This is a genomic window from Roseateles sp. P5_E8 (assembly GCF_054177665.1).
On the sequence record NZ_JBGCUM010000026.1, the window covers coordinates 1 to 25,451 of the forward strand.

Sequence of the window (25,451 nt, forward strand, 5' to 3'; positions counted from 1 at the left end):
GGCTGGGTGCCCGGGCGAGGCGCGCAACGACGCCCTGCGCCCGCGCAGACCCTCTCCCGAAGGGTTGTCACTCAAAAGCCCGCGCGCGGCGTTGCGAAGCCTCGCTGGGGGCGACCCCAGCTTCGACTCCGCGCCTTGCTCGCGGGCTTTTGAGTGGCAACGCATCCGACTCCCGTAGCCTTAACAGGCCCTCAATTCATGGGCAACATAGCACACTATCCCGGCGCTTCCACCCCATAGGAAACACCATGTTTGCCCGCGCTGCCACGCGCTTGAATCGGTGCATGAGCACCGAGCGCTTCACCCGCTTCGCCGACTTCTACCCCTTCTACCTGCGCGAGCACAGCAACGTCGTCTGCCGGCGCCTGCACTTCATCGGCTCGACGCTGGTGCTGGTCTGCCTGTGGCAGCTGGTCGCCACCGGCCACCCTGTCTGGCTGCTGAACGGCCTGCTGTGCGGCTACGGCTTTGCATGGATAGGCCACTTCTTCTTCGAGAAAAACCGGCCGGCGACCTTCAAGTACCCGCTCTACAGCTTCATCGGCGACTGGGTCATGTACGCCGACATCTGGCGCGGCCGCATCAAGATTTAGGCTTCGTCGACGAGCACATAGGCCACGCGCTCTGCGCGCGGGTCCAGCGCCGGCTGGGCGCAGTCGGTACCGCCGGAGCGGCTGAGGTTGCGAGGCGGCGAGCCGTCGCGCGGCAGCAGCATGATGTCCAGCCACTCCAGCATGCCCGACTTGCCCTCGCGGCTTTGCTGGCGCGGGCCGATGACGAAGCCCGCCGTGCCGCGCGACTCGCCACGCATCTGGCCCAGCATGCGCAGGGTCTCGTCGGCCGTCAGGTCCAGCTCCAGCAGCTGGACGGCACCACCGCCCAACGGCCAGGCGGCCAAGGGCTGCCGGGCATCCGAGCGCAGGAAGATCAGCTCACCATCGGACACGCCCACCAGCTTCTGCGCTCGCTCCAGCAGCGCCAGCCTGACCGGTTCGCGGCCGGGCGCGTCCAGGCGCACCAGGTCGTCGCCGCGCAGCGCGTAGAGGCTGCGGCCTTCGGCGTCGAACACCGGCGAGCGCAGGCCGCCGCGCCGGCTCCAGCGCTGCGGCGCCTCGTTGCCACTGAGGGCCGCCACCCAGATGCTGCCGGTTGCGTCGCCCGGCCCCTTCAGCTGCCCCGGCGCCAGGCTCAGGCCCGTGATGCGCAGCAGCCGCTTGACCAGCGAGGGCTTGGGCGGCGGCGGCGCGCCGTGCACCACACCCGCCAAGGCCAGCAGGCCCAGCAGCAACTGGCGGCGCGGCGCCGGGGTGGTCTTTCTCGTCATGGTGCACTCCCTTGCTTGGACGGTGGCGCCGGCACCACCACCAACAGGCGCGGCACGATGGCATCGACGCCGATGACCTCGATGGTCGGCACCTGCTTGCGCTCCACGCTCAGCAGGCTGCGCCGGCCGTCGGCGCCCAGCACCAGGAAACTGACCGCCTCCTTGCCCTCCCAGACCAGCCAGGCCGACTCGCCCGCCAGCAGCACACGCGGCCCGGCGGCGGCGACCCGGGGCAGGCTCTGGTCCAGCACCAGCATGCCGTAGTTCACCGGCAGCAGCAGCAACTGGATGGCCACCAGCAGGGACAGCAGGGCCCGGCCCAGGCCCAGCGCCGACGAAGGCGCCTCGACCGCCCAGAGCTGGCGCAGCAGCAGGGCCGACACGGCGCAGGCGCCGATCAAGGCCATGAAGTAGAAGGGCTGGCTGCCTTCGTCCAGCAGCACCTGCCGGACCCAGGGCAGCATGTCCTCCGGCAGCGCCTTGATGAAGAGCAGGTTGCTCAGCGCCCAGCACTGGCGCATGACGAGCTGTATCCAGCCCAGCGTCCACAGCACGCCCAGCCACGCCAGGCGGTGCGGCGCCAGCCACCAGGCCTGCAGGCGCGCGAGCCGGCGCCGCGCCAGCATGGCCAGCAGCGAGGCCAGCAGGACGACTGGCAGCAGCACCAGCACGAGGTTGGGAATGGCCGCCGCGAGGTAGACCAGGAAGCGCGCGCCGGCAAAGAGGTAGCGCTCGTCCAGCACCGCCAGGTCGCCGGTCACGCCCAAGGCCATCAGGTGAAAGCGCAAGGCCAGGTAGCCGCACAGATAGAGCACGAAGCTGCCGAGCGCGGCATAGCCGGCCCAGCCGCCGGCGAGCTCCTTCAGGGATTTGGGYAGATCGTCCAGCGGGTTGCTCATCGGGATGTCCGCGTGAAGGCGGCCCAGTGGAAGGAGCGGCGGGGGCATCGGCGATGCCCGGTCAGACTAAACCCAGCCGCTCAGGGATGGCATCCCCACTTGTGGAGACGGCAGCCTAGTTGCGCCAGGCGACGCCCATGGCGGCCGAGGTGCCGCTGCGCTTCTGCACCAGCGGGCTGTCCGCCGCCGGGCCGAGCAGGCGGCTCGTGCCGGCGCCGCCGAACAGGAACCAGTGCTTGCTGAACATGTGCTTGAAGTTGACGCCGAGGTGGGCGTCACGCAGCCCCGCGCCCGGTTCGTAGAGCGGCTTGCCGCTGGCGACGACGGCCGAGGCCGGCACGCCGAAGTAGCTGCGCAGGTTGAGGCCGTTGGCGGCCGACAGGCCGATGCCGGTCGTCCACTCGGTCTCTTCGCTGCGATAGAAGCGCCAGCCCAGGTCCAGCCCGGTCGTCATGCCGCCCTTGCGGCCCAGCACGTCCTGGGACAGCGAGACGCTGGCGTTCCAGTCCTTGGTGAAGCTGTAGCTGGCATTGAGCCGTGCGCGCAGCGTGCGCTTGACGTCGGGCAGGCCCTGCGTCGTGCGGGCATCGCCGCTGTCGCGGCCACTGTCGATGCGCAGCGAGAGACCGACACGCCACTTCTCGCCCTCGATGAGCTGGGTGCTTGCACCGGCGCCCACGCCCTCGCGGCCGAAGCCCAGCAGCGCGCTGCCGCCCGAGGTGGCGATGCGTATGCGACCGAACTTGGCGGCCCACAGCGGCCTGATTCTGACCTTGCGCTGGCTGGCGCCGTCGTACTCTGGGCTGCTGGCCAGCGAGGCGCCGAGCAGGTAGCGCATGCTGTCTTCCTTCTCCGGCGCGGGCTCGGCCTGCGCCAGGGCAGGCAGGGCAGCCATCAGGGCGGTGGTCACGAAGGCTGCGGGCAGGAGGGCGCTCATGCGGGCCAGCCTAACAGCGCAGCTCCGTGCGCCCTGTCAGGCAGGTTTCAATTCGCGTGCCAGATTCAACAGCATGTCGTCGACCATGGCGTCAAGGTCGTAGCGCAGCGCCCAGCCCCAGTCGGCCTGCGCGGCGGTATCGGCGATGCGCTGCGGCCAGCTGGCGGCGATGGCCTGGCGGAAATCAGGCACGCAGTCCATCGTGAACTGCGGCAGCTTGCGGCGGATGCTGGCGGCGATCTGCTCGGGCGTGAAGCTCACGCCAGCGAGGTTGTAGCTGCCGCGCTGCTTCACCGCTTCGGCAGGCGCGTTCATCAGCTCGATGGTGGCGCGCAGCGCATCGGGCATGTACATCATCGGCAAGGCCTGGCCGGCTTCGAGGAAGCAGGTGTAGCGGCCCTGCTGGAGGGCGGCGTGGAAGATCTCGACGGCGTAATCCGTCGTGCCGCCGCCGGGTGGCGTCTTCCAGCTGATGAGGCCGGGGTAGCGCAGGCTTCGCACGTCCACGCCGTGCTTGGCGTGGTACCAGGCGCACCAGCGCTCGCCGGCGAGCTTGGAGATGCCGTAGACCGTGGTCGGGTCCATCACGGTGGTCTGCGGCGTATCCACGGCCGGCGTGTTGGGGCCGAAGGCGGCGATGGAGCTGGGCCAGAAGATGCGGTCCAGCTTTTCGTGCCGGGCCAGCTCCAGCACATTGAGCAGGCCCTTCATGTTCAGGTCCCAGGCCCACATCGGATGCTTCTCGCCATTGGCCGACAGGGCCGCGGCGAGGTGGTAGATCTGCGTGATGTGGTGGCGTTGGACTATTGTGGCCAGCGCGCCCGCGTCGGTCACGTCCAGCGTCTCGTGGTGCAGCTGGGGCACGCGACCCTTGGGGCTGAGGTCGCTGGTGACGACGGCATCGTTGCCGTGCAGGCGGGCCAGCTCGGTGGCCAGCTCGGTGCCGATCTGGCCATTCGCTCCGATGATGAGGATCTTCATTTGATGATCCCCAGTTCGCGGCCGGCCTGCGTGAACGCGGCGACAGCCTGTTCCAGATGCTCGCGCTCATGCACCGCCGAGACCTGCACGCGGATGCGCGCCTGGCCCTTGGGCACGACCGGGAAGAAGAAGCCGACCGCGTAGATGCCCAACTCCAGGATGCGCTTGGACAGTTCCTGCGCCTTCACCGCGTCGTAGACCATGATGGGCACGATGGGGTGGGTGCCGGGCTTGATCTCGAAGCCGGCGGCCTGGATGGCCTCGCGGAACCAGGCCGTGTTGGCTTCCAGCTTGTCGCGCAGGGCGGTCGAGCCTTCCAGCAGGTCCAGCACGGCCAGCGACGCACCAGCGATGCTGGGCGCCAGCGTGTTGCTGAAGAGATACGGCCGCGAACGCTGGCGCAGCAGCTCAACGACTTCCTTGCGCGCGGCCGTGAAGCCGCCCGATGCGCCGCCCAGCGCCTTGCCGAAGGTGCCGGTGATGATGTCGATCTTGCCGAACACGCCACGGTGCTCGTGCGTGCCACGGCCGGTCTTGCCCATGAAGCCTGACGCATGGCATTCGTCGATGCCCAGCAGCGCGTCGTAGCGGTCGCAGAGGGCGCGGATCTTGTCGAGCTGGGCGATGGTGCCGTCCATGGAGAACACGCCGTCGGTGAAGACCAGCTTGAAACGGGCGCCCTTCTCGGTCGCTTCCTTCAGGCAGCGCTCCAGGTCGTCGAGATTGTTGTGCTCGTAGCGCCAGCGCTGCGCCTTGCAAAGGCGAATGCCGTCAATGATGGAGGCGTGGTTGAGCGCGTCGCTGATGATGGCGTCCTGCTCGCCCAGCAGCGGCTCGAACAGGCCGCCGTTGGCGTCGAAGGCGGCGGCGTAGAGGATGGCGTCCTCGCAGCCGACAAAGCGGGCGATGCGGGCTTCGAGTTCCTTGTGCACGTCCTGCGTGCCGCAGATGAAGCGCACCGACGACAGGCCGAAGCCGTGCGTGCGCAACGCCTCGTGCGCCGCTTCAATGACCTGCGGGTGGGACGACAGGCCAAGATAGTTGTTGGCGCACAGGTTGATGACCTCACGGCCCTCGGTCGTCTTGACGACGGCGCCCTGGGGCGTCGTGATGATGCGCTCGGACTTGTAGAGGCCGGCGGCGCGGATGCCATCCAGTTCGGTTTGCAGGTGTTGAAAGAAGGCTTGGCTCATGGCCGCTCTCCTGGTGCACAATTCGGTAAATTGGACATGTTCGATATATCGAACATTCGTGCAGTATCTGAAAAACATCTATTGCCGTCAAGCATGAACAAGCCCGCCCCCGATCTCGAACCACCTCGCGTCGGCGCTGCCCTGCAGGCGCTGCGCGGCAGCCGGGGCCTGTCGCTGGATGATCTCTCCAAGCGGGCCGGCGTGAGCAAGTCGATGTTGTCGCAGATCGAGCGCAACCAGGCCAATCCCACGGTGGCCGTGGTGTGGCGGCTGGCGAACGCGCTGGGCGTGGAGATGGGTGAGCTGCTCGGCACCGAGCGCGCCGCCACGCCGGCCATAGAGACGGTGCCGGCCCACGCGACGCCGGGGCTGACCAGCCCGGACGGCCTGTGCAAGCTGCGCATCCTCGGGCCCATCGAGCTGGCGGGTCAGTTCGAGTGGTACGAGCTGAGCATGCAGGCCGGCGGCGTGCTAGACAGCCAGGCCCACGAGCCGGGGTCGCGCGAACACCTGAGCGTGCTGAGCGGCAGCCTGGAGGTCAGCGCTCAGGGCGTGACAAGCAGGCTCAAGACCGGCGAGACGGCGCGTTATGCGGTGGACGGCCCGCATGCCATCCGCAATGTGGGCAAGTCGGCGGCGACTGCGCTATTGGTCGTCCTTCATCCGTAGACTTCAGCCTCCGCACAAGGAGGCATGCATGCAGATCACCCGTCGCTCGACGCTGGCCGCCCTGGCCGCCCTGGCCGCCCTGCCCTTTGCCAGCCGGGCCGATGACAAACCCATCCGCCTGCTCGTCGGCTTCCCCGCCGGCGGCGGCACCGACGCGATTGCGCGGCTGTTGGGCGAGGCGCTGCAGGCGTCGCTGGGCACGCCGGTCATCGTCGAGAACAAGCCCGGCGCCRGCGGCCAGATCGCCGCCCAGGCCTTGAAGGCTGCGCCGCCCGACGGCACGACCTTCTTCGTCAGTCACGACCACACCATCTCCATCCTGCCACTGGTGCTGAAGAACCCCGGCTTCGACCCGGCCAGGGACTTCGTGCCGGTGGCCGGCTTTGCGACCTTTGCCAACGCGCTGGCGCTGTCGGGCGGCACGCCGGCGGCCAGCCTGCCGGAGTACTTGGCCTGGGTGAAGAAGCAGGGCGGCCAGGGCAGCATCGGCGTGCCGGCGCCGGCCTCGGTGCCGGAGTTCCTCGTCAAGCTGCTTGGCGAGAAGAACGGCCTGAACCTGCTCAGCGTGCCCTATCGCGGCAGCGCGCCCATGGTGGCCGACATGCTGGGCAACCAGATCAGCGCGGGCGTGGGCTCGGTGCCCGACCTCATCGTCAACCACCAGCAGAAGAAGCTGCGCATCGTCGCCGTCATGGGCCAGCAGCGTCAGGCGGTTGTCCCAGAGGTGCCGACATTTGCCGAACTGGGCATTGCCGGCTTCGAGGACCTGCCCTACTACGGCCTGTTCGCGCCGGCCGGCACCGCGCCGGCCGTGGTGGAGCGCTTCTCCAACGCGCTGGCCGGTGTCATCGCCCAGGCCGGCGTGAAGGCGCGGCTGACCGAACTGGGCCTGTCGGTGGGCATGATGAGCTCGGCCCAGCTGGCGGCCCGGGAACGCGCCTACGCGGCAGCCTGGGCCCGCATCATCAAGGGCGGGGGCTTCCAGCCTCAGTGAGCAGGCGGTCCAGCATCAGGCTGGACCATTCGCCCTGCAGCCACAGATTGCCCAGCAGCCCCTGGCGCTCGGCCAGGAAGGCGCTGACCAGCGGCCCGGCCGGCGCGCGCTCGGGCGAGCACAGCAGCACCAGGCGCTGGGCGCCCTCCTCTTCCAGCCGACCCAGCCAATCCATGGCCAGCAGCTTGTCGACGACGGGGCTGAGCTGCAGCGGGTCCACGCGCAAGGCGCTGGCCAGGCCCAGGTCCGACAGGCCCTGCTTGCCGGCCTCGCGCACGCGCCAGAGCTCGCGCAGCACCTCCAACGCCAGCGCCATGGGCTGGCCCGGCGTGTCGGGCCGCAGGTGCAGGCGGCCGGTCAGGCTGGGCGTGTTGGCCGCCAGGATGGCGCCCAGCAGCACGATGACCCAGCCGAGGTAGACCCAGACCAGGAAGACCGGCACGGTGGCGAAGGCGCCGTAGAGCGTCGAATAGGTCGGCACCAGCTTGACGTACCAGGCCAGCAGCGACTTGGCGAAGGCGAAGCCTATCGACACGAAGGCGCCGCCCAGCAACGCATGGCGCCAGCGCACATGGGTGTTGGGCACGTAGTGGAAGAGGCCGGCGATGGCCAGGCCCAGCAGCACGATGTCGGCGCCGCCCAGCAGCGCGGCAAGGTTGCCGGGCATCTTGGTGATGAGACCCTGGCCGACGCTGACGGCATAGCTGGTCAGCGTGAGGCTGCCGCCCAGCAGCAGCGGGCCCAGCGTCAGCGCGGCCCAGTAGACGAGCACGCGCTGGGCCATGGGCCGCGGCCGCTTGACGCGCCAGATGGCGTTGAGCGTGCGGTCGATGGTGAGCATCAGCGCCAGTGCCGTGATGCCGAGAAACACCAGGCCCACCGCGCCCAGCTTGTTGGCCTTGGCCGCGAACTGCGTCAGCGCACCCAGCACGGGCTTGGCGATGTTGGGCGGGATCAGGCTCTTCAGGAAGTACTGCTCCAGCGCCGCCTGCAGGCTGGAGAAGATGGGAAAGGCCGTGAAGATGGCCAGCATCACCGTCAGCAGCGGCACGAGCGAGATGAGCGTCGTGAACGTGAGGCTGCCGGCGGTGAGGCCGAGCTTCTCTTCGCGGAATCGCTGGCGGAAGGTGTGCAGCGTCTGCAGCCAGGGCCAGGCCAGCAGTTCGGTGATGAAGTCGCTGGCGAAGGCGATGGGGTTGCGCGCGAGGGGCGCGTCGGGGCTGTCGGGCTCTGCCGGCGGGACTGGGGTCAGGGACATGGCTTCTATGATGCCGCAGCTATGTCCTCCGCCCTCGAAAGAACCCAACCCCGCGCGAACGAACGCCTGTCGCGCAACCTCGCTTTTGGCGCCACCGTCGCGCTGATCCTGCTGTGCCTGGCCTGGGAGTTGTGGCTGGCGCCGACGGGCCGCGGCACGCTGGCCGTGAAGGCGCTGCCGCTGCTGGCCGCGCCCGTCGGGTTGTGGCGTTACCGCATGTACACCTACCGCTGGCTGTCGCTCGCCATCTGGCTCTATGTGATGGAAGGCCTGGTGCGCTCCACCAGCGAAGCTGGCCTCGGCCAGTGGCTGGCGCTAGGCGAGGTGATCCTGGGCGTCGTCATCTTCATCGCCTGCACGGCGCAGATCCGCCTGAGGCTGGCGGCGGCGAAGGCGTCATGAACGCCCTGCTCGACGCGCTGCGTGAGCGGCTCGGCGAGGCGGGCCTGCTGGTGGGTGGCGACCTGGCGGCCTACGAGAACGACTGGCGCAAACGCTACGTGGGCCACGCGCTGGCCGTGGCGCGGCCGGCCTCGACCGAGGAAGTGGCTGCCGTGATGCGCCTTTGCCACGAGCACCGCGTCGCCGTCGTGCCCCAGGGTGGCAACACCGGGCTGGTGGGCGGCTCGACGCCGGACGACAGCGGCCGCCAGCTCGTGCTGAGTCTGTCACGCATGAAGCGCGTGCGCGGCATCGATGTGGCCAACGCCAGCCTGACGGCCGAGGCCGGCTGCGTGCTGGCCGTGGTGCAGGCGGCAGCGGCCGGTGCGGGCCTGCTGTTCCCGCTCAGCCTCGCGGCCGAGGGCTCGTGCACTCTGGGCGGCAACCTGGCGACGAATGCCGGTGGCACGCAGGTGCTGCGTTATGGCAATGCGCGCGAGCTGTGCCTGGGGCTGGAGGTCGTGACCGCGAGCGGCGAGATCTGGCACGGCCTGTCGGGCCTGCGCAAGGACAACACCGGCTACGACTTGCGCGATCTCTTCATCGGCAGCGAGGGGACGCTGGGCGTCATCACTGCCGCGACGATGAAGCTCTACCCGCAGCCCAAGGACCGCCTGACGGCGCTGGCGGCATGCGCGTCCCTGGACGATGCGGTGGCGCTGCTGGGCCTGGCGCGCGAGCGTGCGGGGGATGCGCTGACCGGCTTCGAGGTCATGAACCGGTCCTCGCTCGCCTTGGTGGCGCGCGAGCTGCCGCAGCTGGCCCAGCCGCTGGGCGCGGCCGAATGGACGGTGCTGCTGGAGCTGTCCGACGCCGAGAGCGCCGAGCATGCGCATGGCGTGTTTGAGGGCTTGCTGGAGGCAGCCATCGAGCAAGGCACCGTGCAGGACGCAGCCATCGCTCAGAACATCCAGCAAGCGAAGACCTTCTGGCACTTACGCGAATCCATCCCGCTGGCCCAGGCCCAGGCGGGGCTGAACATCAAGCACGACATCTCACTGCCGGTGTCTGCCATTCCCGGCTTCGTCGCCGAGATGGATGCGGCGCTGACGGCCTATCTGCCCGGCATCGAAGTGATCGACTTCGGCCACCTGGGCGACGGCAACCTGCACTACAACGTGCAGGCACCGGCCAGCGTGGCACCGGCGGAGTTCCTGGCCACGCACGAGCCGGCGATCAACGAGCTGGTCTACAACGCCGTGCAGCAGCGCGGCGGGTCGATCTCAGCCGAGCATGGCATAGGCCGGCTCAAGCGCGAGGAACTCGCTCAACGCAAGGACCCGACGGCCCTCGCGTTGATGCGGGCGATCAAGCGGGCACTGGACCCGCTGGACCTGCTCAACCCTGGACGACTGGTGTGACCGTGACGCGGCGGCCGGTGGCGAGGCGGCCCAGCTTGACGATCATGCGGAACACGAAGCGCACCATCACCAAGGTCAGCACCGCCTCGATCAGCGTGATGAAGAAGGCGCCCACCACGGTGAAGCGCGGCTCACGGCGGTGGAACTTGGCCAGCGCGCCATCACGGGCGAGCTCGATGCTGTCGTAGAAGGTGGGCACGATCAACAGCGTCAGGAAGGTCGACGTGATCGTGCCGCCGATGATGGCCACGGCCATCGGGCGGTAGAACTCGCCGCCCTCGCCGATGCCCACGGCCACCGGCAGCATGCCGGCGATCAGCGCCAGCGTCGTCATCAGGATGGGCCGGAAGCGCTTGCGGCCCGCATGCATCAGCGCCTCTTCGCGGTCGATGCCGGCCTTCTCCTCCTGGCGCGTTGCATCCAGCAGCAGGATGGCGTTCTTGGCCACCAGGCCCATCAGCATGATGACGCCGATGAGGCTCATCAGGTTCAGCGTGCCGCCGGTCAGCAGCAGCGCCAGCACGACACCGATCAGGCTCAGCGGCAGCGACAGCATGACGCCCAGCGGCGCCGTGAAGCTGTTGAACTGGATGACGAGCACGAAGTACATCAGCGCGATGCCGGCCAGCAGCGCGGTGATCATGGCCGTGAACACGACCTGCTGGTCACGTGCCGAGCCGGCCAGCTCGATGCCGAAACCGGGCGGGAAGGCGATCTTCTCGGCCAGCTTCTTGGCCTCGGCCGTGACCTCGCCGGGCGCGCGGCCCTGGGCGTTGGCGCTGACGGTGATGGTGCGCTTGCCGTCCCCGTGCTGGATCTGGCCGGGGCCTTTGCCCATGGTGACGGTGGCGATCTGGTCCAGCGGCACCATGCGGTTGGTGCCGGTCACGGTGATGGGCAGGCGCTCGATGTTGGCGGCGTCCACGCGGTCGGCCGGGTGCAGGCGCACGGCCACGTCGCGGGCCTCGCCGGTCGGGTCGATCCAGTCACCCACCTCGACACCGGCAAAGGCCACGCGCAGCGCCTGGGCCGCGTCGTTGACCGAGATGCCCATCTGGTTGGCCAGACCGCGGTCGAGCTCGATCTGCAGCTCGTTCTGCGGGTCCTGCTCGGAATAGCCCACGTCCACCGCGCCCTTGACGCCGCGCAGCGTCGTCACGAACTGCTGCGTGATCTCCTGCAGCTTGCGCGAGTCGGCGCCGTAGAAGCGGATCTGCACGGGCTTTTGCGCGCCGTTGTTCAGGTCGTCCAGAACGACGTACTCGGCGCCGACCAGGCGGCCGACCTTCTCACGCAGGATCTTGGCCACATCGGTGGCCGAACGCTGGCGCTCGGTGCTCTTGCCGATGTCGACGTAGATACGACCACCGCTGGCGTTGGGATAGGCCATCGTCGCCTTGGTCTCGGGCATGGTCGAGGCCAGGGAGGCGGCGGCATCAAGCTTGAGCTTGGAGTAATCGAGGCTGCTGGACGCCGGTGAGCGCACGTCGATGACCAGGAAACCGGCATCGGCCTGCGGCAGGAAGCTGGAGCCGCCGATCGTGGCCTGCAGCGCGATGGCGCCGACGAAGCTGGCCACGGCAAACGCGGCCATCCAGCGCCGGTGATGCAGCGCCCAGGCGATGACATGGCCATAGCCGTTGGAGACGCGGTCGAACCACTCGTTGAAACGGTGCAGCAGCTTGCTGATGCCCTTCTTCTCGGCGTGGTGGTAGCCCGGGGGGTCACCCCAGTAGGCCGACAGCATGGGGTCGAGCGTGAAGCTGATCAGCAGCGAGACGATGACCGAGGCGACGACAGTCAGCGCGAAGGGTTTGAACCACTGGCCGGGGCCGTTGCCCATGAAGGCGACCGGCACGAACACGGCGACGATGGCGAAGGTGGTGGCCGCAACGGCCAGGCCGATCTCGGCCGTACCCTCGCGCGCGGCGGTGACGCGGTCGCTGCCGCGTTCCATGTGCCGCACGATGTTCTCCCGCACGACGATGGCGTCGTCGATCAGCACGCCGATGGCCAGCGACAGGCCCAGCAGGCTCATGAAGTTCAGCGAGAAGCCCAGCAGCCAGACGGCGATGAAAGCGGCCAGCACCGAGGTGGGCAGGGACAGCGCGGTGATCAGCGTGGAACGCCAGCTGTTCAGGAAGGCATAGACGACGAAGATGGTCAACCCGGCGCCGAACACCAGCGCGTGGGTCACGTTGTTCAGGCTGTTCTCGGCGTCCTTGCCGCCGTCCTGCGTGATCTCGAGCGTCGTGCCCTTGGGCAGGTCCTTCTCAACTTCCTTGAGCAGCTTGCGCGCGTCGTTGGCGACACCGACGGTGGAGCTGTCACGCGAGCGCGTGATGGAGATACCGACATTAGGCCGGCCGTTGCGCAAGCTATAGCCGCTCATCTCGGCAAAGCCGTCCTTGACCTCGGCCACCTGGCCCAGGCGCACGACGGTGCCGACGCCGTTCGTGACCAGGCGCTTGACGATCATCTGCTCGAACTCGGCCGGGCTCTCCAGGCGGCCCAGCAGGCGGATGCTCTGGTCTTCCAGCGCGCCGCGCACCTTGCCGACCGGCGCGGTGGTGTTCTGGGCGCGCACGGCGTTGGTCACCTCGGTAACGGAGACGCCGAACTCGCGCAGCCTGTCGGCGCGCAGCAGGATGGACAGCTCGCGCCTGAGCGCGCCATTGACATTGACAACCGCCACGCCGGTGATGCCGCGGAAGCGTTCGGCTAGCTGGTCCTCGGCCAGGCGGCTGAGCTGGGCGTGCGTCAGCGTCGTGCTGGACAGCGACAGCTGCAGGATGGGCTGGGCGCCCGGGTCGGCCCGCGTGATGATGGGCTCGCGGATCTCGGTGGGCAGCTTGTAGCGCACCGAGGCGATGGCGTTGCGCACCTCGTCGGCGGCCTCGATCATGTTCTTCGAGAAGTCGAAGATCAGCACGAGGGTGGCACTGCCCTCGCGCGACGTGGAGTTGGAGCGATCCACGCCGGAGATGCTTTGCAGCGCCTTCTCGATGCGGTTGACGACCTCGCGCTCCACCGTCTCGGGCGACGCGCCCGGGTAGGGGATGTTGATGACGAGCACGGGCGGCTCGACCTCGGGGAACTGGTTGACCTTGAGCTTGGACAATGCCAGCAGGCCCACCAGCATCAGCCCGATGACCATGACCACGGTCGCGACGGGCTTGTTGATGCTGAAGTTGGAGAGGAACATGAGCTGACCTCTTGAGGGTTACTTGCTGGCTGCAGGGGTGGGTGGCACGGCGGATGCCGCGGCGGCACCTGCGCCGACACGCTGCACGGGCGCGCCGTCAACCAGGCTGCTCGTGGGCGCGCGCAGCACCAGGTCACCCAGGGCCAGGCCTGAGGTGATGACGACTTCGCCGCGGCGGTCATCGCGCTCGCCCAGCGTCACGGCGACCTTCTTCAACTGATTGCCGGCCACCTTCCAGACGACGGCGGTGTCGCCCAGGCGCTGCACCGAGCCTTCGGCCAGCACCAGCGAGCGGCGGTCGGCGTTCTCGACGCGGCCTTCTGCGTAAAGACCGGCGACCTGGGGCGCCTTGCTGCGGTCGTTGAACTCAGCAATGAGTTCGACCTGGCGTGTCGTCGCGTTGGCAGAGGCGTCGATGCGCGCCAGCTTGCCGCTGAACTCGGCGTCGCCAAAGCCGTTGATGCGGAAGGCCACCGGTTGCCCGACCTTGAGTTCGCCGAGGCGGTCGGCGGAGACCTGGCCTTCGAAGCGCATGGAGGCGGGGTCGATGACCTTGATGAGTTCGCGGCCGACCTGGACGGTGTCGCCCACCGACGTCTTGCGCTCGCTGACGACACCGTCGAACGGGGCGCGGATCTCGGTGCGCGAGACCTGCTGGCGGGCCGTGGCCGCACGTGCCTTGGCTGCGGCCAGCTCGCTCTGCGCAGAGTTGCGGCGCACCTCGGCGTCTTCCAGACCCTGCATGGAAATCATGCCCTGCTGGTTCAGCGTGCGCTGGCGGACCAGCACGCGCTCGGTCTGCTCGAAGCTCTGCTGGGCGGCGCGCAGGGCCTCGTCGGCAGACGTGAGGCCGTCGCGGATGGAGGTGGGATCCAGGCGGATGATGAGATCGCCAGCGCGCACGCGCTCGCCGTTGTCCTTGGCCACCTGCACCACCACGGCGGCCACCTCGGCGCGCAGGTCGGCGCGGCGGGCGGGCTGGATGGCACCGGAGATCACGGCGCCGCCGATCAGGCCGCTCTGCCCCACCGCACGCAGGTCCTCGGGCGCCAGCAGCAGCGGCGCGGCGGGCTTGGCCGCAGCGGCCTTGTCGTCGGGCTTGCCACCCTTGCCGCAGGCGGTGAGGGCCAGAGCCAGCGTCAGAGCGGTGAGGATCGGCGTTGCGCGAATCATGGAAAAACCTTCTTGTGAGGACAGGGTTCGAACGACAAAAACACTTGAGCTTAACGATCTGATACAGAGCCGCCAGAGGTCATGTACGAAGTGCCCGCCGGTTCTTCAACGGCGGGGCACGTGAGATCAGGCAGGTTGCCAGCTCAGCGCCCAGGCACCTTGTTGCCAGCGCCGCAGCCACAGCAGACCGATCAGCGTCTTGGCGTCGGTCAGCTCACCGCTGGCGGCCATGCGGTCGAGGTCGTCGACCGAGTGCGTGACGATCTCCAGGAACTCGCCGTCGTCGAGCTTCTGCTCGCCGCGCTGGAGGCCACGCGCGAAGTAGATGTGGATGCCCTCGTCCGAGTAGGCAATGGCGTTGTGCAAGACGCCGGCATAGGCCCATTCGGCTGCGCGGTAGCCGGTCTCTTCGAGCAGCTCGCGCTGGCCGCACACCAGCGGGGCCTCGCCGGCGTCGAGCTTGCCGGCCGGGAACTCCAGCATCACGCGAGCCATGGGGTAGCGGTACTGGCGCTCCATCAGCAGGCGGCCGTCATCCAGCAACGGCACGACCATCACGGCGCCGGGGTGGCGGATGTATTCGCGGTGCGCGGTCCTGCCGTCGGGCAGTGCGACGCTGTCGCGACGCACGTCCAGGAAGTGGCCGCGATAGACCTGGGTGCTGTCGAGCAGGCGCTCGACAAGATGGTCGTCCTCAGATTCGGCCACGGCGCAGATATCTCCAGACGAAGCCAGGGAAGCCCAGCGTGATGAAGAGGCAGGTGCCCGCCGCGTAGAACTCCCAGCCCTGGGAGTGCCGCTGGCCGATGCGGGCCTCCAGTGCGGAACCCACGGCAAAGGTCAACGAGGCCATCAACACCAGCTCGAGCAACCGCCACCAGGCAGCCTTGGGCGCACGGCGCGGGCCGACGAGCAGCAGCCGCTCGTTGAAGTAAGGCAGGTTGGCCGCGATGACGGCCAGGGCGAGAACCAGCCAGACGGCGGCGGACTGGTCCATGCCTTCTTAAGTTGCCAGTGCTTGGCGGATCGCGACCTTGCACAGCTCCAGCAGACCGCCGGGCAGCAGGCCGAAGACCAGCACGGCGGCGCCATTGAGCGTCATGACGAAGCGCACGTCGCCCGGCGCGGCCAGCGGGGCCGTGTCGGTCGGTGCGTCGAAGAACATGACCTTGACGACACGCAGGTAGTAGAAGGCGCCGATCAGCGACACAACGACGGCGAAGCCAGCCAGCCACAGGTAGAACGGCAGGCCGGTGGACACCAGCGCCTGCAGCACGGCGAGCTTGGCGTAGAAGCCAACGGTGGGCGGCAGGCCGGCCAGCGAGAACATGAAGATGGACATGACCAGCGCGAACCACGGGCTGCGCTTGGCGAGGCCGGCCAGGTCCTTGATCTCCTCGGCCTCATGACCTTGGCGCGACAGCAGAATGATCATGCCGAAGGTGCCCAGCGTCGTCAGCACGTAGGTGACGGCATAGAACATGGCCGCGCTGTAGGCGTTGGCCGCCGACAGCGTGTTGTTGTTGACCACGCCCGAGGTCATGCCCAGCAGCATGAAGCCCATGTTGGCGATGGTCGAGTAGGCGAGCATGCGCTTGAGGTTGCTCTGCGCGATGGCCGCCAGGTTGCCGATGAGCAGCGACATGATGGACAGCACGACCAGCATCTGCTGCCAGTCCACGGCCAGGCCGATCATGCCTTCGACGAGCAGGCGCACGGTGATGGCAAAGGCAGCCAGCTTGGGTGCTCCACCGATCAGCAGCGTGACGGCCGTGGGCGCGCCCTGGTAGACGTCGGGCACCCACATGTGGAAAGGTGCGGCACCCAGCTTGAAGGCCAGGCCGGCGACGACGAAGACGGTACCGAAGACCAGCACACTCTTGTTCGGGATGCCCTTGGAGATGACGTCGAAGACTTCGGGGATGGTCAGCGAGCCGGTGGCGCCGTACATCATCGACAGGCCGTACAGCAGGAAGCCGCTGGCCAGCGCGCCGAGGACGAAATACTTCATCGCTGCTTCGGTCGAGACCGCATGGTCGCGGCGCAGCGCCACCAGTGCGTACAGCGACAGGCTCATCAGCTCCAGGCCGAGGTAGACGACCAGGAAGTTGTTGGCCGACAGCATCACGTTGATGCCCAGCAGCGAGAACAGGCTGAGGATGAAGAGCTCGCCCTTGAGCATGTCGCGCGAGGCGGCGTAGGGGCGCGCATAGACCAGCGTGATCAGCGTGGCCAGGCAGGCGAAGCCGGCCAGCAGGTGGCCCATGGGATCGGCCACCACCATGTTCTGCATGGCGTAGGTCGTCACGCCCGCGTCGAAATAGGCGAAGTGCATGCCGCCCACGACGACCAGCGTCAGCTGGGTCAGCCAGTAGGTGGGGCGGCGTTGCTCGTCGGTGACCCACAGGTCAGCCAGCGCAACGACGCAGCCCATCACGAGCAGCAGGATTTCAGGGTAGATCGCGAGCCAGTTCATGTCGTTCATTGTTCTTGCCTCTGCTCGGGATCAGGCCGGGATCTTGGTGAGCGCGACGTGCTTGAGCAGCTCGGTGACCGACTCGTGCATCACGTCGGTGAAGGGCTTGGGATAAAGGCCCATGTAGAGGGTCGCCACCGCCAGCAGTGCCAGCATCAGGAACTCGCGGCTGTTGATGTCGGTCAGCGCACGCACGTCGTCGTTGGCGATGTCGCCGAAGTAGACGCGCTTGATCATCCACAGCGTGTAGGCCGCGCCGAACACCAGCGCCGTCGCCGCCACGCCGCCAAGCCAGAAGTTGAACTGCACGGTGCCGAGGATGACCATCCACTCGCCGACGAAGCCGGCCGTGGCGGGCAGGCCGCAGTTGGCCATGCCGAAGAACACGGCGAAGGCGGCGAACTTGGGCATGGTGTTGACGACACCGCCATAGGACGCGATCTCACGCGAATGCACGCGGTCGTAGAGCACGCCGATGCACAGGAACATGGCGCCGGACACGAAGCCGTGCGAGATCATCTGCACGAGGCCGCCGGACACGCCGAGCTCGTTGAAGATGAAGAAACCCAGCGTCACGAAGCCCATGTGGGCGATGGACGAATAGGCCACCAGCTTCTTCATGTCCTTCTGCACCAGGGCCACGAGGCCGATGTAGACGACGGCGATCAGCGACAGCGCAATGATGAGCCAGGCCCACTGGTGGGCGGCGTCCGGCGCGATGGGCAGCGAGAAACGCAGGAAGCCATAGCAGCCCAACTTCAGCATGATGGCAGCCAGCACGACGGAGCCGCCCGTGGGCGCCTCGACGTGGGCGTCGGGCAGCCAGGTATGCACCGGCCACATCGGCACCTTGACCGAGAACGCGGCCAGGAAGGCGAAGAAGAGGTAGGTCTGCGCGGTGCCCGACAGCGGCAGCTTGTGCCAGGTCTGGATGTCGAAGCTGCCGCCCGGCACCTGCGAGTACAGGTAGAGCAGCGCGATCAGCATCAAGAGCGAGCCGGCCAGCGTGTAGAGGAAGAACTTGAAGGCCGCGTAGACGCGGTTCGCACCGCCCCAGACGCCGATGATGATGTACATCGGAATCAGCGTGGCCTCGAAGAACACGTAGAACAGCATGCCGTCCAGCGCGCTGAACACGCCCACCATCAGGCCCGACAGGATCAGGAAGGCGCCCATGTACTGGTTGACGCGCGTCTCGATGACCTCCCAGGCGGAGATGACGACGATGATCGTGATGAAGGCCGTCAGCGGCACGAACCACATCGAGATGCCGTCCACGCCCAGGTGGTAGTGGATGTTGAAACGCTCGATCCAGGGTTGGTTCTCGACGAACTGCATCGCAGCGGTCGTGGTGTCGAAGAGGTTGATCAGCGGCAGCGTGACGACGAAGCTCGCCACGGCGGCGACCAGCGCCATCCAACGCACAGCCTGGGCCTGTTCGTCGCGCCCGAGCGCCAGCAGCAGAGCGCCGCAGGCAATGGGCAGAAAAATCGCAAGACTCAAATACGGTGTCATTCTTGTTCTCCGCCTCTCGCTCAGGCCCCGAGCAGGGACTTGAATTGCGGCTCGATGTAGGGCCACAGCTGCCAGGTCATCAGACCGGTGACGCCGAGGATCATGACGAGGGCGTACCAATACAGGTAACCGCTTTGCAGGCGACGCACCAGGCCGGCAATGCCGCCCACAGCGCGGGCCGAGCCGTTGATGACGAGCCCGTCGATCAGCGCTCCGTCGCCGCCCTTCCACAGGCCGGTGCCCAGCAGGCGCGCGCCACGGGCCAGCACGTTCTCGTTGAACCAGTCCAGGAAGTACTTGTTCTCGAGGATGACGATCAGCGGGCGCAGCACCTTGGCCAGTGTGGCCGGAATGGCGGGGGCCACCATGTAGAACACGTAGGCCGTGGCGACACCGCCGAGCGCCAGCCAGAACGGCAGCGTCATCAGCCCGTGCACGGCCATCTTGAAAGCGCCTTGGAACTCATGGGCCAGTTCCTCCATGGCCGGATGGGCATGCAGGTTGACGGTGATGGCGTCCTTCAGGAAGTCGCCATACAGCATCGTCTCGATGCTCATGTAGCCGATGACGACCGAGGGAATGGCCAGCAGCACCAGCGGCACCCAGACGACGGCGGGCGACTCGTGCGGCACGTGCGCATGCGAATCATGACCGTGGTCATCGTCGTGATGGTCGTGCTCGCCCGGGAAGGGCTTGTGCCGGAAGTTCTCCTTGCCATGGAAGACCAGGAAATACATCCGGAACGAGTAGAAGGCCGTCACGAACACGCCGGCGACGACGGCGAAGTAGGCGAAGCCCGCAGCCGGCAGCGTGCTGGCGTGCACGGCCTCAATGATCGAGTCCTTSGAGTAGAAGCCCGAGAACAGCGGCGTGCCGATCAGCGCSAGCGAACCCAGCAGCGACGTGATCCAGGTGATCTTCATGTACTTGCGCAGGCCGCCCATGTTGCGGATGTCCTGGTCATGGTGCATGCCGATGATSACSGAGCCSGCGCCGAGGAACAGCAGCGCCTTGAAGAASGCGTGCGTCATCAGGTGGAAGACGGCGACCGAGTAGGCCGAGGCGCCCAGGGCCACTGTCATGTAGCCGAGCTGGGACAGCGTCGAGTAGGCGACGACGCGCTTGATGTCGTTCTGGATGATGCCCAGGAAGCCCATGAACAGCGCCGTGATCGAGCCGATCACCATGACGAAGTTCAGCGCCGTATCAGACAGCTCGAACAGCGGCGACATGCGCGCCACCATGAAGATGCCGGCCGTCACCATCGTCGCCGCGTGGATCAGCGCGGAGATGGGCGTCGGGCCTTCCATCGAGTCCGGCAGCCAGACGTGCAGCGGGAACTGCGCCGACTTGCCCATTGCGCCGATGAAGAGGCAGATGCACGCGACGGTCATCAGCGACCAGTCGGTGCCGGGGAAGACCATCTTGGACAGCAGATCCGCCTTGGCGAAGGTCTCGGCGTAGTTCAGCGTGCCGCCGAAGGCCACCAGCAGGCCGATGCCGAGGATGAAGCCGAAGTCACCGACCCGGTTCACCAGGAAGGCCTTCATGTTGGCGAAGATGGCCGTCGGTTTCTTGTACCAGAAGCCGATCAGCAGATACGACACGAGGCCCACCGCTTCCCAGCCGAAGAACAGCTGGAGCATGTTGTTGCTCATGACCAGCATCAACATGCTGAACGTGAACAGCGAGATGTAGGAGAAGAAGCGCTGGTAGCCGTCGTCCTCTTCCATGTAGCCGATGGTGTAGATGTGCACCATCAACGACACGAAGGTCACGACGCACATCATCATGGCGGTCAGGCCGTCGATGAGGAAGCCGACCTCCATCTTCAACGGGCCGAGGTTCATCCACTCGTAGATGGTCGCGTTGAAGCGCGCACCGTCAACGGCCACGCTGTACAGCGTTTGGGCCGACAGGATGAAGGCGATCAGCACGCCGAGGATGGTGACGATGTGCGAGCCGCGGCGGCCCACCGTCTTGCCGAAGAAGCCGGCAACGATGGCGCCCGCGAGTGGCGCCAGGGCCACCGTCAACAAAACGTTCTGGGAGAGTTGTGCAGACATCTTTTTCTCAACCCTTCAGCGCGTCGAGTTCCTCGACGTTGATGCTGGCGCGGTTGCGGAACAGCACGACGAGGATGGCCAGGCCGATGGCCGACTCGGCCGCCGCGACGGTCAGGATGAAGAACACGAAGACCTGGCCGGCCATCTTGTCCGCCTCGACAGGCAGGTAGTGCGAGAAGGCGACGAAGTTCAGGTTGACCGCCAGCAGCATCAGCTCGATGGCCATCAGCAGCACGATCAGGTTCTTGCGGTTCAGGAAGATGCCGATCACCGACAGCGCGAACAGCATCGCGCCCAGCGTCAGGAAGTGGCCCAGGGTCAGTCCAGCGGCGCCGATCATGCCTGGCCTCCTTCGGTGGGTGCGGCGGGCGGAGCCGGCGGCGTGGCGACGGTCGGTGCCATCTTGACGATCTTCAGGCGCTGGGCCTTGGTGACCTTGATCTGCTCCGACGGGTCCATGGCGCGCGAGTCCTTGCGGCGGCGCAGCGTCAGGGCGATGGCGGCGACGATGGCGACCAGCAGCAACACGGCCGCGATTTGCAGCGGGTACAGGTAGGCCGTGTAGACCTCGATGCCGAGCAACTTGGTGTTGCCCATCTTGATCTGCTCGGCGGTGGCTACCGGTGCGTCGGTCAGCTGGAAACCGCCCATCAGAACGATGCCCATCTCGAAGGCGATCAGCGCGCCGACGACGGCCGCGAGCGGCAGGTGCTTCCAGAAGCCCTCACGCACGCCGTCCGTATTCAGGTCCAGCATCATGAYGACGAACAGGAACAGCACCATGACGGCGCCGATGTAGACGAGCACCAGCGCGATGGCGAGGAACTCGGCCTTCAGCAGCAACCAGATGCAGGACGCCGTGAAGAAGGAGAGGATCAGGAACAGCGCCGCATGCACGGTGCTGCGCGCCGTGATGACGCGGAACGAACTCACCAGCAGGATGCCGGAGAAGACGTAGAAAAGGATGGTCGTGATGTCCATACGTATCCAGGCCAGCTGAGCTGGACCGCGGTGCGCCTCGCGGCGCGCCAGCGATCAGCGGTACTTGGCGTCGGCCTCCTTTTGAGCCGCGATCTCGGCTTCGTACTTGTCGCCAACGGCCAGCAGCATGTCCTTGGTGAAGTACAGGTCGCCGCGCTTCTCGCCGTGGTATTCGAAGATGCTCGTCTCGACGATGGAGTCCACCGGGCAGCTTTCCTCGCAGAAGCCGCAGAAGATGCACTTGGTCAGGTCGATGTCGTAGCGCGTCGTGCGGCGGCTGCCGTCGGCGCGCACGTCGCTCTCGATGGTGATGGCCATCGCCGGGCAGACAGCCTCGCAGAGCTTGCAGGCGATGCAGCGCTCTTCACCGTTCTCGTAACGGCGCAGCGCGTGCAGGCCGCGGAAGCGCGGACTCAGCGGCGTCTTCTCTTCGGGGAACTGGATGGTGATGTTGCGCGAGAGGAAATGCCTCCCGGTGAGCTTCATCCCCTTGAGCAGCTCCCAGAGGAAGAAGGTCTTCGCGAAATTCGTGATTGCAGTCATGGGCGCCGCCTCACTTCCAGATGTTGTACGGAGCCGGCAATTGCATCCAGGCACCGACAACGACCAGCCAGATCAGCGTGATGGGGATGAAGATCTTCCAGCCCAGACGCATGATCTGGTCATAGCGGAAGCGTGGGAACGTGGCGCGCACCCACAGGAACATCGTGACGACGAAGAAGGTCTTGCCGAACAGCCAGGCCCAGTTCCAGAACGCCATCGTGTGCTGGATGAAAGACGGCGTCTCCAAGCCGAACAGGCTCCAGGAGATCGGTGCCATCCAGCCGCCCAGGAACATGAGGACGGCCAGCGCCGACACCAGGATCATGTTGGCGTATTCGGCCAGGAAGAACATCGCGAACGACATGCCCGAGTACTCGATCATGTGGCCGGCGACGATCTCCGATTCGCCTTCGACGACGTCGAACGGGTGGCGATTGGTTTCGGCCAGGCCCGAGATGAAGTAGACGATGAAGATCGGGAACAGCGGCAGCCAGTTCCAGGACAGGAAGGTCAGGCCGTGCGACGCGAACCAACCGCGCTCCTGCACCTGCACGATTTCCGTCATGTTCAGGCTGCCGGTCACCATCAGCACGATGACGAGCGCAAAGCCCATCGAGATCTCGTAGGAGACCATCTGGGCCGACGCGCGCAGCGCACCGAGGAAGGCGTACTTCGAGTTCGATGCCCAGCCGGCAATGATGACGCCGTAGACCTCAAGCGACGTGATGGCCATCAGGAACAGCAGGCCGGCATTGACGTTGGCGACTGCGGCGTCAGGGCCGAAGGGCACGACGGCCCAGGCGGCCAGCGCCGGCATGATGGTCATGACGGGGCCGAGGAAGAACAGGCCCTTGTGCGCGGCGGCGGGCTTGATGATCTCCTTGAAGATCAGCTTGACCGCATCGGCAATGGGCGTCAGCAGGCCGTAGGGGCCGACGCGATTCGGGCCCGGCCGGATCTGCGACCAGCCGATGGCCTTGCGCTCCCACAGCGTCAGGTAGGCCACGCAGCCGAGCAGCGGCAGGATGACCGCGACGATCTTCAACAGGCTCCAGACCACGGGCCACAAGGCACCCAGCAAAGCAGCGCCGTTTTGGTAGAGAGAGTCGATCATGTGTTCAGGCTCCCTCAGACCTTGCTCAGCGTCAGCGTGCCGAAGGCGGCACCCAGCGCGGCGGTTTGTGCGAGGCCGGCGGGCACGCGGGCGACGCCGTCGGGCAGACCGGCTTCGAGGCGGGCGGGCAGTTGGGCGGCACCGCCGTCCTGCACGACACGAACCAGGTCGCCGTCAACCAGGCCGAGCTGTTGCCACAGTCCAGCAGGCAGGCCGACCGTGGCGGCTTCGCGGCCGTCGGCGGTCAGTTGCAGCGAGGTCGAGTTGCGCACCAGCGCGTCGGTTGCATAGATTGGCAGGTTGCCGAATCGCTCGACGCCCTCAGCCTTCGCCACAGCTTGCGRCGTGGCAGATGTCGCGTTGCTGAGCCGAGCGGTGATGTCACCACCCAGCGCCTGCTCGCGGACCTGCTCGGAGCTGTCCTGGTCGAAACCGGCCAAGCCCAGCAAGTTGCCCAACACGCGAAGCACCTTCCAGCCCGGGCGCGTTTCGGCCAGCGGCTTGACGACGCCGACGAAGCTTTGCAGGCGGCCCTCGGCGTTGACGAAGGAACCCGAGGTCTCCGTGAACGGCGCGATCGGCAGCAGCACGTCGGCGTATTCGAGACCGCTTTTGAACGGGCTCAGCACGACGACCATCTCGGCCGCGTCCAGCGCCTTGGCGGCGGCAGCGGCGTTGGCGGAGTCGAGCACCGGATCGGTGTTCAGCAGCAGTGCGGCCTTCAGCGGCGTGCCGGTCAGCATCTGGGCGGCGTTCAGGCCGTCAATCTGCGGCTGTGCCTTGACGAGCTGGGCGCCCACGGTGTTTGCAGCAGCGGTCAGGTAGCCGACGCTCGCGCCGGTCTGCGCGCCAATCCACTGCGCCAGCGCCAGCAGGCTGGTGGCTTGCGGATGTTCGGCGGCGGCGTTGCCCAGCAAGATGGCCTTGCGTTGACCCGAGACGAGACTGGCCGTGATGGCCTTGGCTTCTTCAGTCGCAGTGCCAGCCAGCGGTGCGCCTTCACCAATCGCGGCGGCCACGTCGGCCAGGGCTTGCACCCAGCCCGACGGCGCGACGGATTGCGACGCGGCGAGCGAGATCAGCCAGTCGTCGTTGTTGATGCCGACGCGATGGACGGCAGCGCCGCGACGCGCGGCGTGGCGCAGGCGGGCGGCGAACAGCGGATGGTCCTTGCGCAGGTTGGAGCCGACGACCAGCGCGCGGTCCAGTTCGGAGAGGCTCGCGATGCTCGTGCCCAGCCAATGCGCCTGACCAGCCGACGCGGCGTTGCCGAAGTCGCTGTGGCGCAGGCGGTGGTCGACGTTGTCGCTGCCCAGGCCGCGCACGATTTGCGCCAACAGGTGCAGTTCTTCCACCGTGTTGTGGGCCGAACCCAGCGCGCCGATAGACGCAGCGCCATGGTCGCCCTTGATGGACTTCAGGCCGTTGGCAACGTACTCAAGCGCCGTCGTCCAGTCGACCTGCTTCCAGGCGCCGCCCTGCTTGATCATCGGCGCGGTCAGGCGCGCATCGCTGTTCAGTGCTTCGTAGCTGAAGCGGTCGCGGTCGGCGATCCAGCATTCGTTGACGTCTTCGTTCTCCAGCGGCACGACGCGCAGGACCTGGTGGTTCTTGACCTGGACGACCAGATTGGCGCCGGTCGAATCGTGCGGGCTGACGCTCTTGCGGCGCGACAGCTCCCAGGTGCGGGCGCTGTAGCGGAACGGCTTGCTGGTGAGTGCGCCGACCGGGCAGATATCGATCATGTTGCCCGACAGCTCGGAGTCCACCGTGCGGCCGACGAAGGTCTGGATCTCGCTGTGCTCGCCGCGGTGGGCCATGCCCAGTTCCATCTGGCCGGCGATCTCCTGGCCGAAGCGCACGCAGCGGGTGCAATGGATGCAGCGGCTCATCTCTTCCATCGAGATCAGCGGGCCGACGTTCTTGTGGAAGACGACGCGCTTCTCTTCGGAGTAGCGGCTCTTGCCGGCGCCGTAGCCCACGGCCAGATCCTGCAACTGGCACTCGCCGCCCTGGTCGCAGATGGGGCAGTCCAGCGGGTGGTTGATCAGCAGGAATTCCATGACGCCCTGCTGGGCCTTGATCGCCTTGTCGCTCTTGGTGCGGACGATCATGCCTTGCGTGACCGGGGTCGCGCAGGCGGGCATGGGCTTGGGCGCCTTCTCCACGTCCACCAGGCACATGCGGCAGTTGGCCGCGATGCTCAGCTTCTTGTGATAGCAGAAGTGCGGGATGTAGGTACCGGCCTTCTCGGCAGCATGCATGATCATGCTGCCTTCCTTGGCCTCTACCTTCTGACCGTCGAGTTCGATTTCAACCAT

The 25,451-nt window shown here is 66.9% G+C and carries 23 protein-coding genes; 5 read left to right on the top strand and 18 right to left on the bottom strand.

Going from position 1 to position 25,451, the window contains the following annotated elements; translation table 11 throughout:
• The first annotated feature begins 248 nt into the window (after nucleotides 1-248).
• Nucleotides 249-593 carry an Mpo1-like protein gene (locus ACXRVZ_RS15865; protein WP_457426690.1) on the top strand — a complete coding sequence of 115 codons (345 nt, stop codon included), beginning with the start codon at nucleotides 249-251 and terminating at the stop codon, nucleotides 591-593.
• Here ACXRVZ_RS15865 and ACXRVZ_RS15870 read toward each other — a convergent pair.
• The 5 genes from ACXRVZ_RS15870 to kbl form a co-directional block, all read right to left on the bottom strand.
• Nucleotides 590-1,324, bottom strand: a complete 735-nt coding sequence (locus tag ACXRVZ_RS15870; protein ID WP_457426688.1) for a hypothetical protein — start codon at nucleotides 1,322-1,324, stop codon at nucleotides 590-592. The two genes, ACXRVZ_RS15865 and ACXRVZ_RS15870, sit on opposite strands and share 4 nt — an antisense overlap.
• On the bottom strand, nucleotides 1,321-2,223 hold the full coding sequence (locus ACXRVZ_RS15875; RefSeq protein ID WP_457426686.1) for a hypothetical protein: 903 nt from the start codon (nucleotides 2,221-2,223) through the stop codon (nucleotides 1,321-1,323). The genes ACXRVZ_RS15870 and ACXRVZ_RS15875 overlap by 4 nt, the downstream gene beginning before the upstream one ends.
• 115 nt (nucleotides 2,224-2,338) lie before the next feature.
• Nucleotides 2,339-3,160, bottom strand: coding sequence for a MipA/OmpV family protein (locus tag ACXRVZ_RS15880; RefSeq protein WP_457426684.1), 822 nt, complete (start codon nucleotides 3,158-3,160; stop codon nucleotides 2,339-2,341).
• A 36-nt stretch (nucleotides 3,161-3,196) separates the two neighbouring features.
• Nucleotides 3,197-4,141, bottom strand: a complete 945-nt coding sequence (locus ACXRVZ_RS15885) for an NAD-dependent epimerase/dehydratase family protein (protein WP_457426682.1) — start codon at nucleotides 4,139-4,141, stop codon at nucleotides 3,197-3,199.
• A complete protein-coding gene (gene kbl, locus ACXRVZ_RS15890) occupies nucleotides 4,138-5,334 on the bottom strand; it encodes a glycine C-acetyltransferase (RefSeq protein WP_457426680.1) in 1,197 nt (398 codons plus the stop codon). Before kbl ends, ACXRVZ_RS15885 begins: the two co-directional genes overlap by 4 nt.
• A 93-nt stretch (nucleotides 5,335-5,427) precedes the next feature.
• Here kbl and ACXRVZ_RS15895 point away from each other — a divergent pair, with 93 nt between their 5' ends.
• Together ACXRVZ_RS15895 and ACXRVZ_RS15900 are read left to right on the top strand one after the other, a co-directional pair.
• Nucleotides 5,428-6,003, top strand: coding sequence for a helix-turn-helix domain-containing protein (locus tag ACXRVZ_RS15895; RefSeq protein ID WP_457426678.1), 576 nt, complete (start codon nucleotides 5,428-5,430; stop codon nucleotides 6,001-6,003).
• 28 nt (nucleotides 6,004-6,031) lie between these two features.
• Nucleotides 6,032-6,997: a Bug family tripartite tricarboxylate transporter substrate binding protein gene (locus ACXRVZ_RS15900; RefSeq protein WP_458232560.1), complete on the top strand. Its 966-nt coding sequence runs from the start codon at nucleotides 6,032-6,034 to the stop codon at nucleotides 6,995-6,997.
• On the opposite strand, the gene ACXRVZ_RS15905 is transcribed toward ACXRVZ_RS15900, so the two are convergent.
• Nucleotides 6,969-8,255 carry a YihY family inner membrane protein gene (locus ACXRVZ_RS15905; protein ID WP_457426674.1) on the bottom strand — a complete coding sequence of 429 codons (1,287 nt, stop codon included), beginning with the start codon at nucleotides 8,253-8,255 and terminating at the stop codon, nucleotides 6,969-6,971. The two genes, ACXRVZ_RS15900 and ACXRVZ_RS15905, sit on opposite strands and share 29 nt — an antisense overlap.
• Nucleotides 8,256-8,276: 21 nt before the next feature.
• Between ACXRVZ_RS15905 and ACXRVZ_RS15910 the strand changes: the two genes are divergently transcribed.
• Nucleotides 8,277-8,657 (top strand): DUF2069 domain-containing protein, encoded by a 381-nt coding sequence (locus tag ACXRVZ_RS15910; protein ID WP_457426672.1) that lies wholly within the window; start codon nucleotides 8,277-8,279, stop codon nucleotides 8,655-8,657.
• Complete coding sequence (locus ACXRVZ_RS15915) at nucleotides 8,654-10,057, top strand: FAD-binding oxidoreductase (protein WP_457426670.1); 1,404 nt, start codon at nucleotides 8,654-8,656, stop codon at nucleotides 10,055-10,057. Before ACXRVZ_RS15910 ends, ACXRVZ_RS15915 begins: the two co-directional genes overlap by 4 nt.
• On the opposite strand, the gene ACXRVZ_RS15920 is transcribed toward ACXRVZ_RS15915, so the two are convergent.
• The 12 genes from ACXRVZ_RS15920 to nuoG form a co-directional block, all read right to left on the bottom strand.
• On the bottom strand, nucleotides 10,035-13,262 hold the full coding sequence (locus ACXRVZ_RS15920) for an efflux RND transporter permease subunit (RefSeq protein WP_457426668.1): 3,228 nt from the start codon (nucleotides 13,260-13,262) through the stop codon (nucleotides 10,035-10,037). The genes ACXRVZ_RS15915 and ACXRVZ_RS15920 overlap by 23 nt on opposite strands.
• Before the next feature lie 18 nt (nucleotides 13,263-13,280).
• Nucleotides 13,281-14,435 (bottom strand): efflux RND transporter periplasmic adaptor subunit, encoded by a 1,155-nt coding sequence (locus ACXRVZ_RS15925; RefSeq protein ID WP_458232561.1) that lies wholly within the window; start codon nucleotides 14,433-14,435, stop codon nucleotides 13,281-13,283.
• 126 nt (nucleotides 14,436-14,561) lie between these two features.
• Nucleotides 14,562-15,143, bottom strand: a complete 582-nt coding sequence (locus ACXRVZ_RS15930; RefSeq protein WP_457426664.1) for an NUDIX domain-containing protein — start codon at nucleotides 15,141-15,143, stop codon at nucleotides 14,562-14,564.
• Entirely contained in the window at nucleotides 15,130-15,432 is a 303-nt protein-coding gene (locus ACXRVZ_RS15935) for a DUF2818 family protein (protein WP_457426662.1), read from the bottom strand. Before ACXRVZ_RS15935 ends, ACXRVZ_RS15930 begins: the two co-directional genes overlap by 14 nt.
• Nucleotides 15,433-15,438: 6 nt before the next feature.
• Nucleotides 15,439-16,920, bottom strand: a complete 1,482-nt coding sequence (gene nuoN, locus ACXRVZ_RS15940) for an NADH-quinone oxidoreductase subunit NuoN (protein ID WP_458232562.1) — start codon at nucleotides 16,918-16,920, stop codon at nucleotides 15,439-15,441.
• 21 nt (nucleotides 16,921-16,941) lie between these two features.
• Entirely contained in the window at nucleotides 16,942-18,426 is a 1,485-nt protein-coding gene (locus tag ACXRVZ_RS15945; protein WP_458232563.1) for an NADH-quinone oxidoreductase subunit M, read from the bottom strand.
• Between the two features lie 20 nt (nucleotides 18,427-18,446).
• Nucleotides 18,447-20,492, bottom strand: a complete 2,046-nt coding sequence (gene nuoL / locus ACXRVZ_RS15950; RefSeq protein WP_457427393.1) for an NADH-quinone oxidoreductase subunit L — start codon at nucleotides 20,490-20,492, stop codon at nucleotides 18,447-18,449.
• A gap of 7 nt (nucleotides 20,493-20,499) precedes the next feature.
• Nucleotides 20,500-20,832, bottom strand: a complete 333-nt coding sequence (gene nuoK, locus ACXRVZ_RS15955) for an NADH-quinone oxidoreductase subunit NuoK (protein ID WP_394488036.1) — start codon at nucleotides 20,830-20,832, stop codon at nucleotides 20,500-20,502.
• Nucleotides 20,829-21,473 carry an NADH-quinone oxidoreductase subunit J gene (locus ACXRVZ_RS15960; protein WP_458232564.1) on the bottom strand — a complete coding sequence of 215 codons (645 nt, stop codon included), beginning with the start codon at nucleotides 21,471-21,473 and terminating at the stop codon, nucleotides 20,829-20,831. Before ACXRVZ_RS15960 ends, nuoK begins: the two co-directional genes overlap by 4 nt.
• Before the next feature lie 54 nt (nucleotides 21,474-21,527).
• Nucleotides 21,528-22,016 carry an NADH-quinone oxidoreductase subunit NuoI gene (nuoI, locus tag ACXRVZ_RS15965; protein ID WP_056196926.1) on the bottom strand — a complete coding sequence of 163 codons (489 nt, stop codon included), beginning with the start codon at nucleotides 22,014-22,016 and terminating at the stop codon, nucleotides 21,528-21,530.
• A gap of 10 nt (nucleotides 22,017-22,026) precedes the next feature.
• A complete protein-coding gene (gene nuoH, locus ACXRVZ_RS15970; protein ID WP_458232565.1) occupies nucleotides 22,027-23,130 on the bottom strand; it encodes an NADH-quinone oxidoreductase subunit NuoH in 1,104 nt (367 codons plus the stop codon).
• A gap of 14 nt (nucleotides 23,131-23,144) precedes the next feature.
• The gene (gene nuoG, locus ACXRVZ_RS15975; RefSeq protein WP_458232566.1) at nucleotides 23,145-25,451 is read right to left on the bottom strand and encodes an NADH-quinone oxidoreductase subunit NuoG; all 2,307 of its coding nucleotides are present in this window, start codon (nucleotides 25,449-25,451) and stop codon (nucleotides 23,145-23,147) included.

Bases quoted from the DNA above. Each gene is read 5' to 3' on its own strand.
- ACXRVZ_RS15865 (WP_457426690.1), top strand. From the start codon at position 249: ATGTTTGCCCGCGCTGCCACGCGCTTGAATCGGTGCATGAGCACCGAG.
- ACXRVZ_RS15870 (WP_457426688.1), bottom strand. From the start codon at position 1,324: ATGACGAGAAAGACCACCCCGGCGCCGCGCCGCCAGTTGCTGCTGGGC.
- ACXRVZ_RS15880 (WP_457426684.1), bottom strand. From the start codon at position 3,160: ATGAGCGCCCTCCTGCCCGCAGCCTTCGTGACCACCGCCCTGATGGCT.
- ACXRVZ_RS15885 (WP_457426682.1), bottom strand. From the start codon at position 4,141: ATGAAGATCCTCATCATCGGAGCGAATGGCCAGATCGGCACCGAGCTG.
- kbl (WP_457426680.1), bottom strand. From the start codon at position 5,334: ATGAGCCAAGCCTTCTTTCAACACCTGCAAACCGAACTGGATGGCATC.
- ACXRVZ_RS15895 (WP_457426678.1), top strand. From the start codon at position 5,428: ATGAACAAGCCCGCCCCCGATCTCGAACCACCTCGCGTCGGCGCTGCC.
- ACXRVZ_RS15905 (WP_457426674.1), bottom strand. From the start codon at position 8,255: ATGTCCCTGACCCCAGTCCCGCCGGCAGAGCCCGACAGCCCCGACGCG.
- ACXRVZ_RS15910 (WP_457426672.1), top strand. From the start codon at position 8,277: ATGTCCTCCGCCCTCGAAAGAACCCAACCCCGCGCGAACGAACGCCTG.
- ACXRVZ_RS15915 (WP_457426670.1), top strand. From the start codon at position 8,654: ATGAACGCCCTGCTCGACGCGCTGCGTGAGCGGCTCGGCGAGGCGGGC.
- ACXRVZ_RS15920 (WP_457426668.1), bottom strand. From the start codon at position 13,262: ATGTTCCTCTCCAACTTCAGCATCAACAAGCCCGTCGCGACCGTGGTC.
- ACXRVZ_RS15925 (WP_458232561.1), bottom strand. From the start codon at position 14,435: ATGATTCGCGCAACGCCGATCCTCACCGCTCTGACGCTGGCTCTGGCC.
- ACXRVZ_RS15935 (WP_457426662.1), bottom strand. From the start codon at position 15,432: ATGGACCAGTCCGCCGCCGTCTGGCTGGTTCTCGCCCTGGCCGTCATC.
- nuoN (WP_458232562.1), bottom strand. From the start codon at position 16,920: ATGAACGACATGAACTGGCTCGCGATCTACCCTGAAATCCTGCTGCTC.
- ACXRVZ_RS15945 (WP_458232563.1), bottom strand. From the start codon at position 18,426: ATGACACCGTATTTGAGTCTTGCGATTTTTCTGCCCATTGCCTGCGGC.
- nuoK (WP_394488036.1), bottom strand. From the start codon at position 20,832: ATGATCGGCGCCGCTGGACTGACCCTGGGCCACTTCCTGACGCTGGGC.
- nuoI (WP_056196926.1), bottom strand. From the start codon at position 22,016: ATGACTGCAATCACGAATTTCGCGAAGACCTTCTTCCTCTGGGAGCTG.
- nuoH (WP_458232565.1), bottom strand. From the start codon at position 23,130: ATGATCGACTCTCTCTACCAAAACGGCGCTGCTTTGCTGGGTGCCTTG.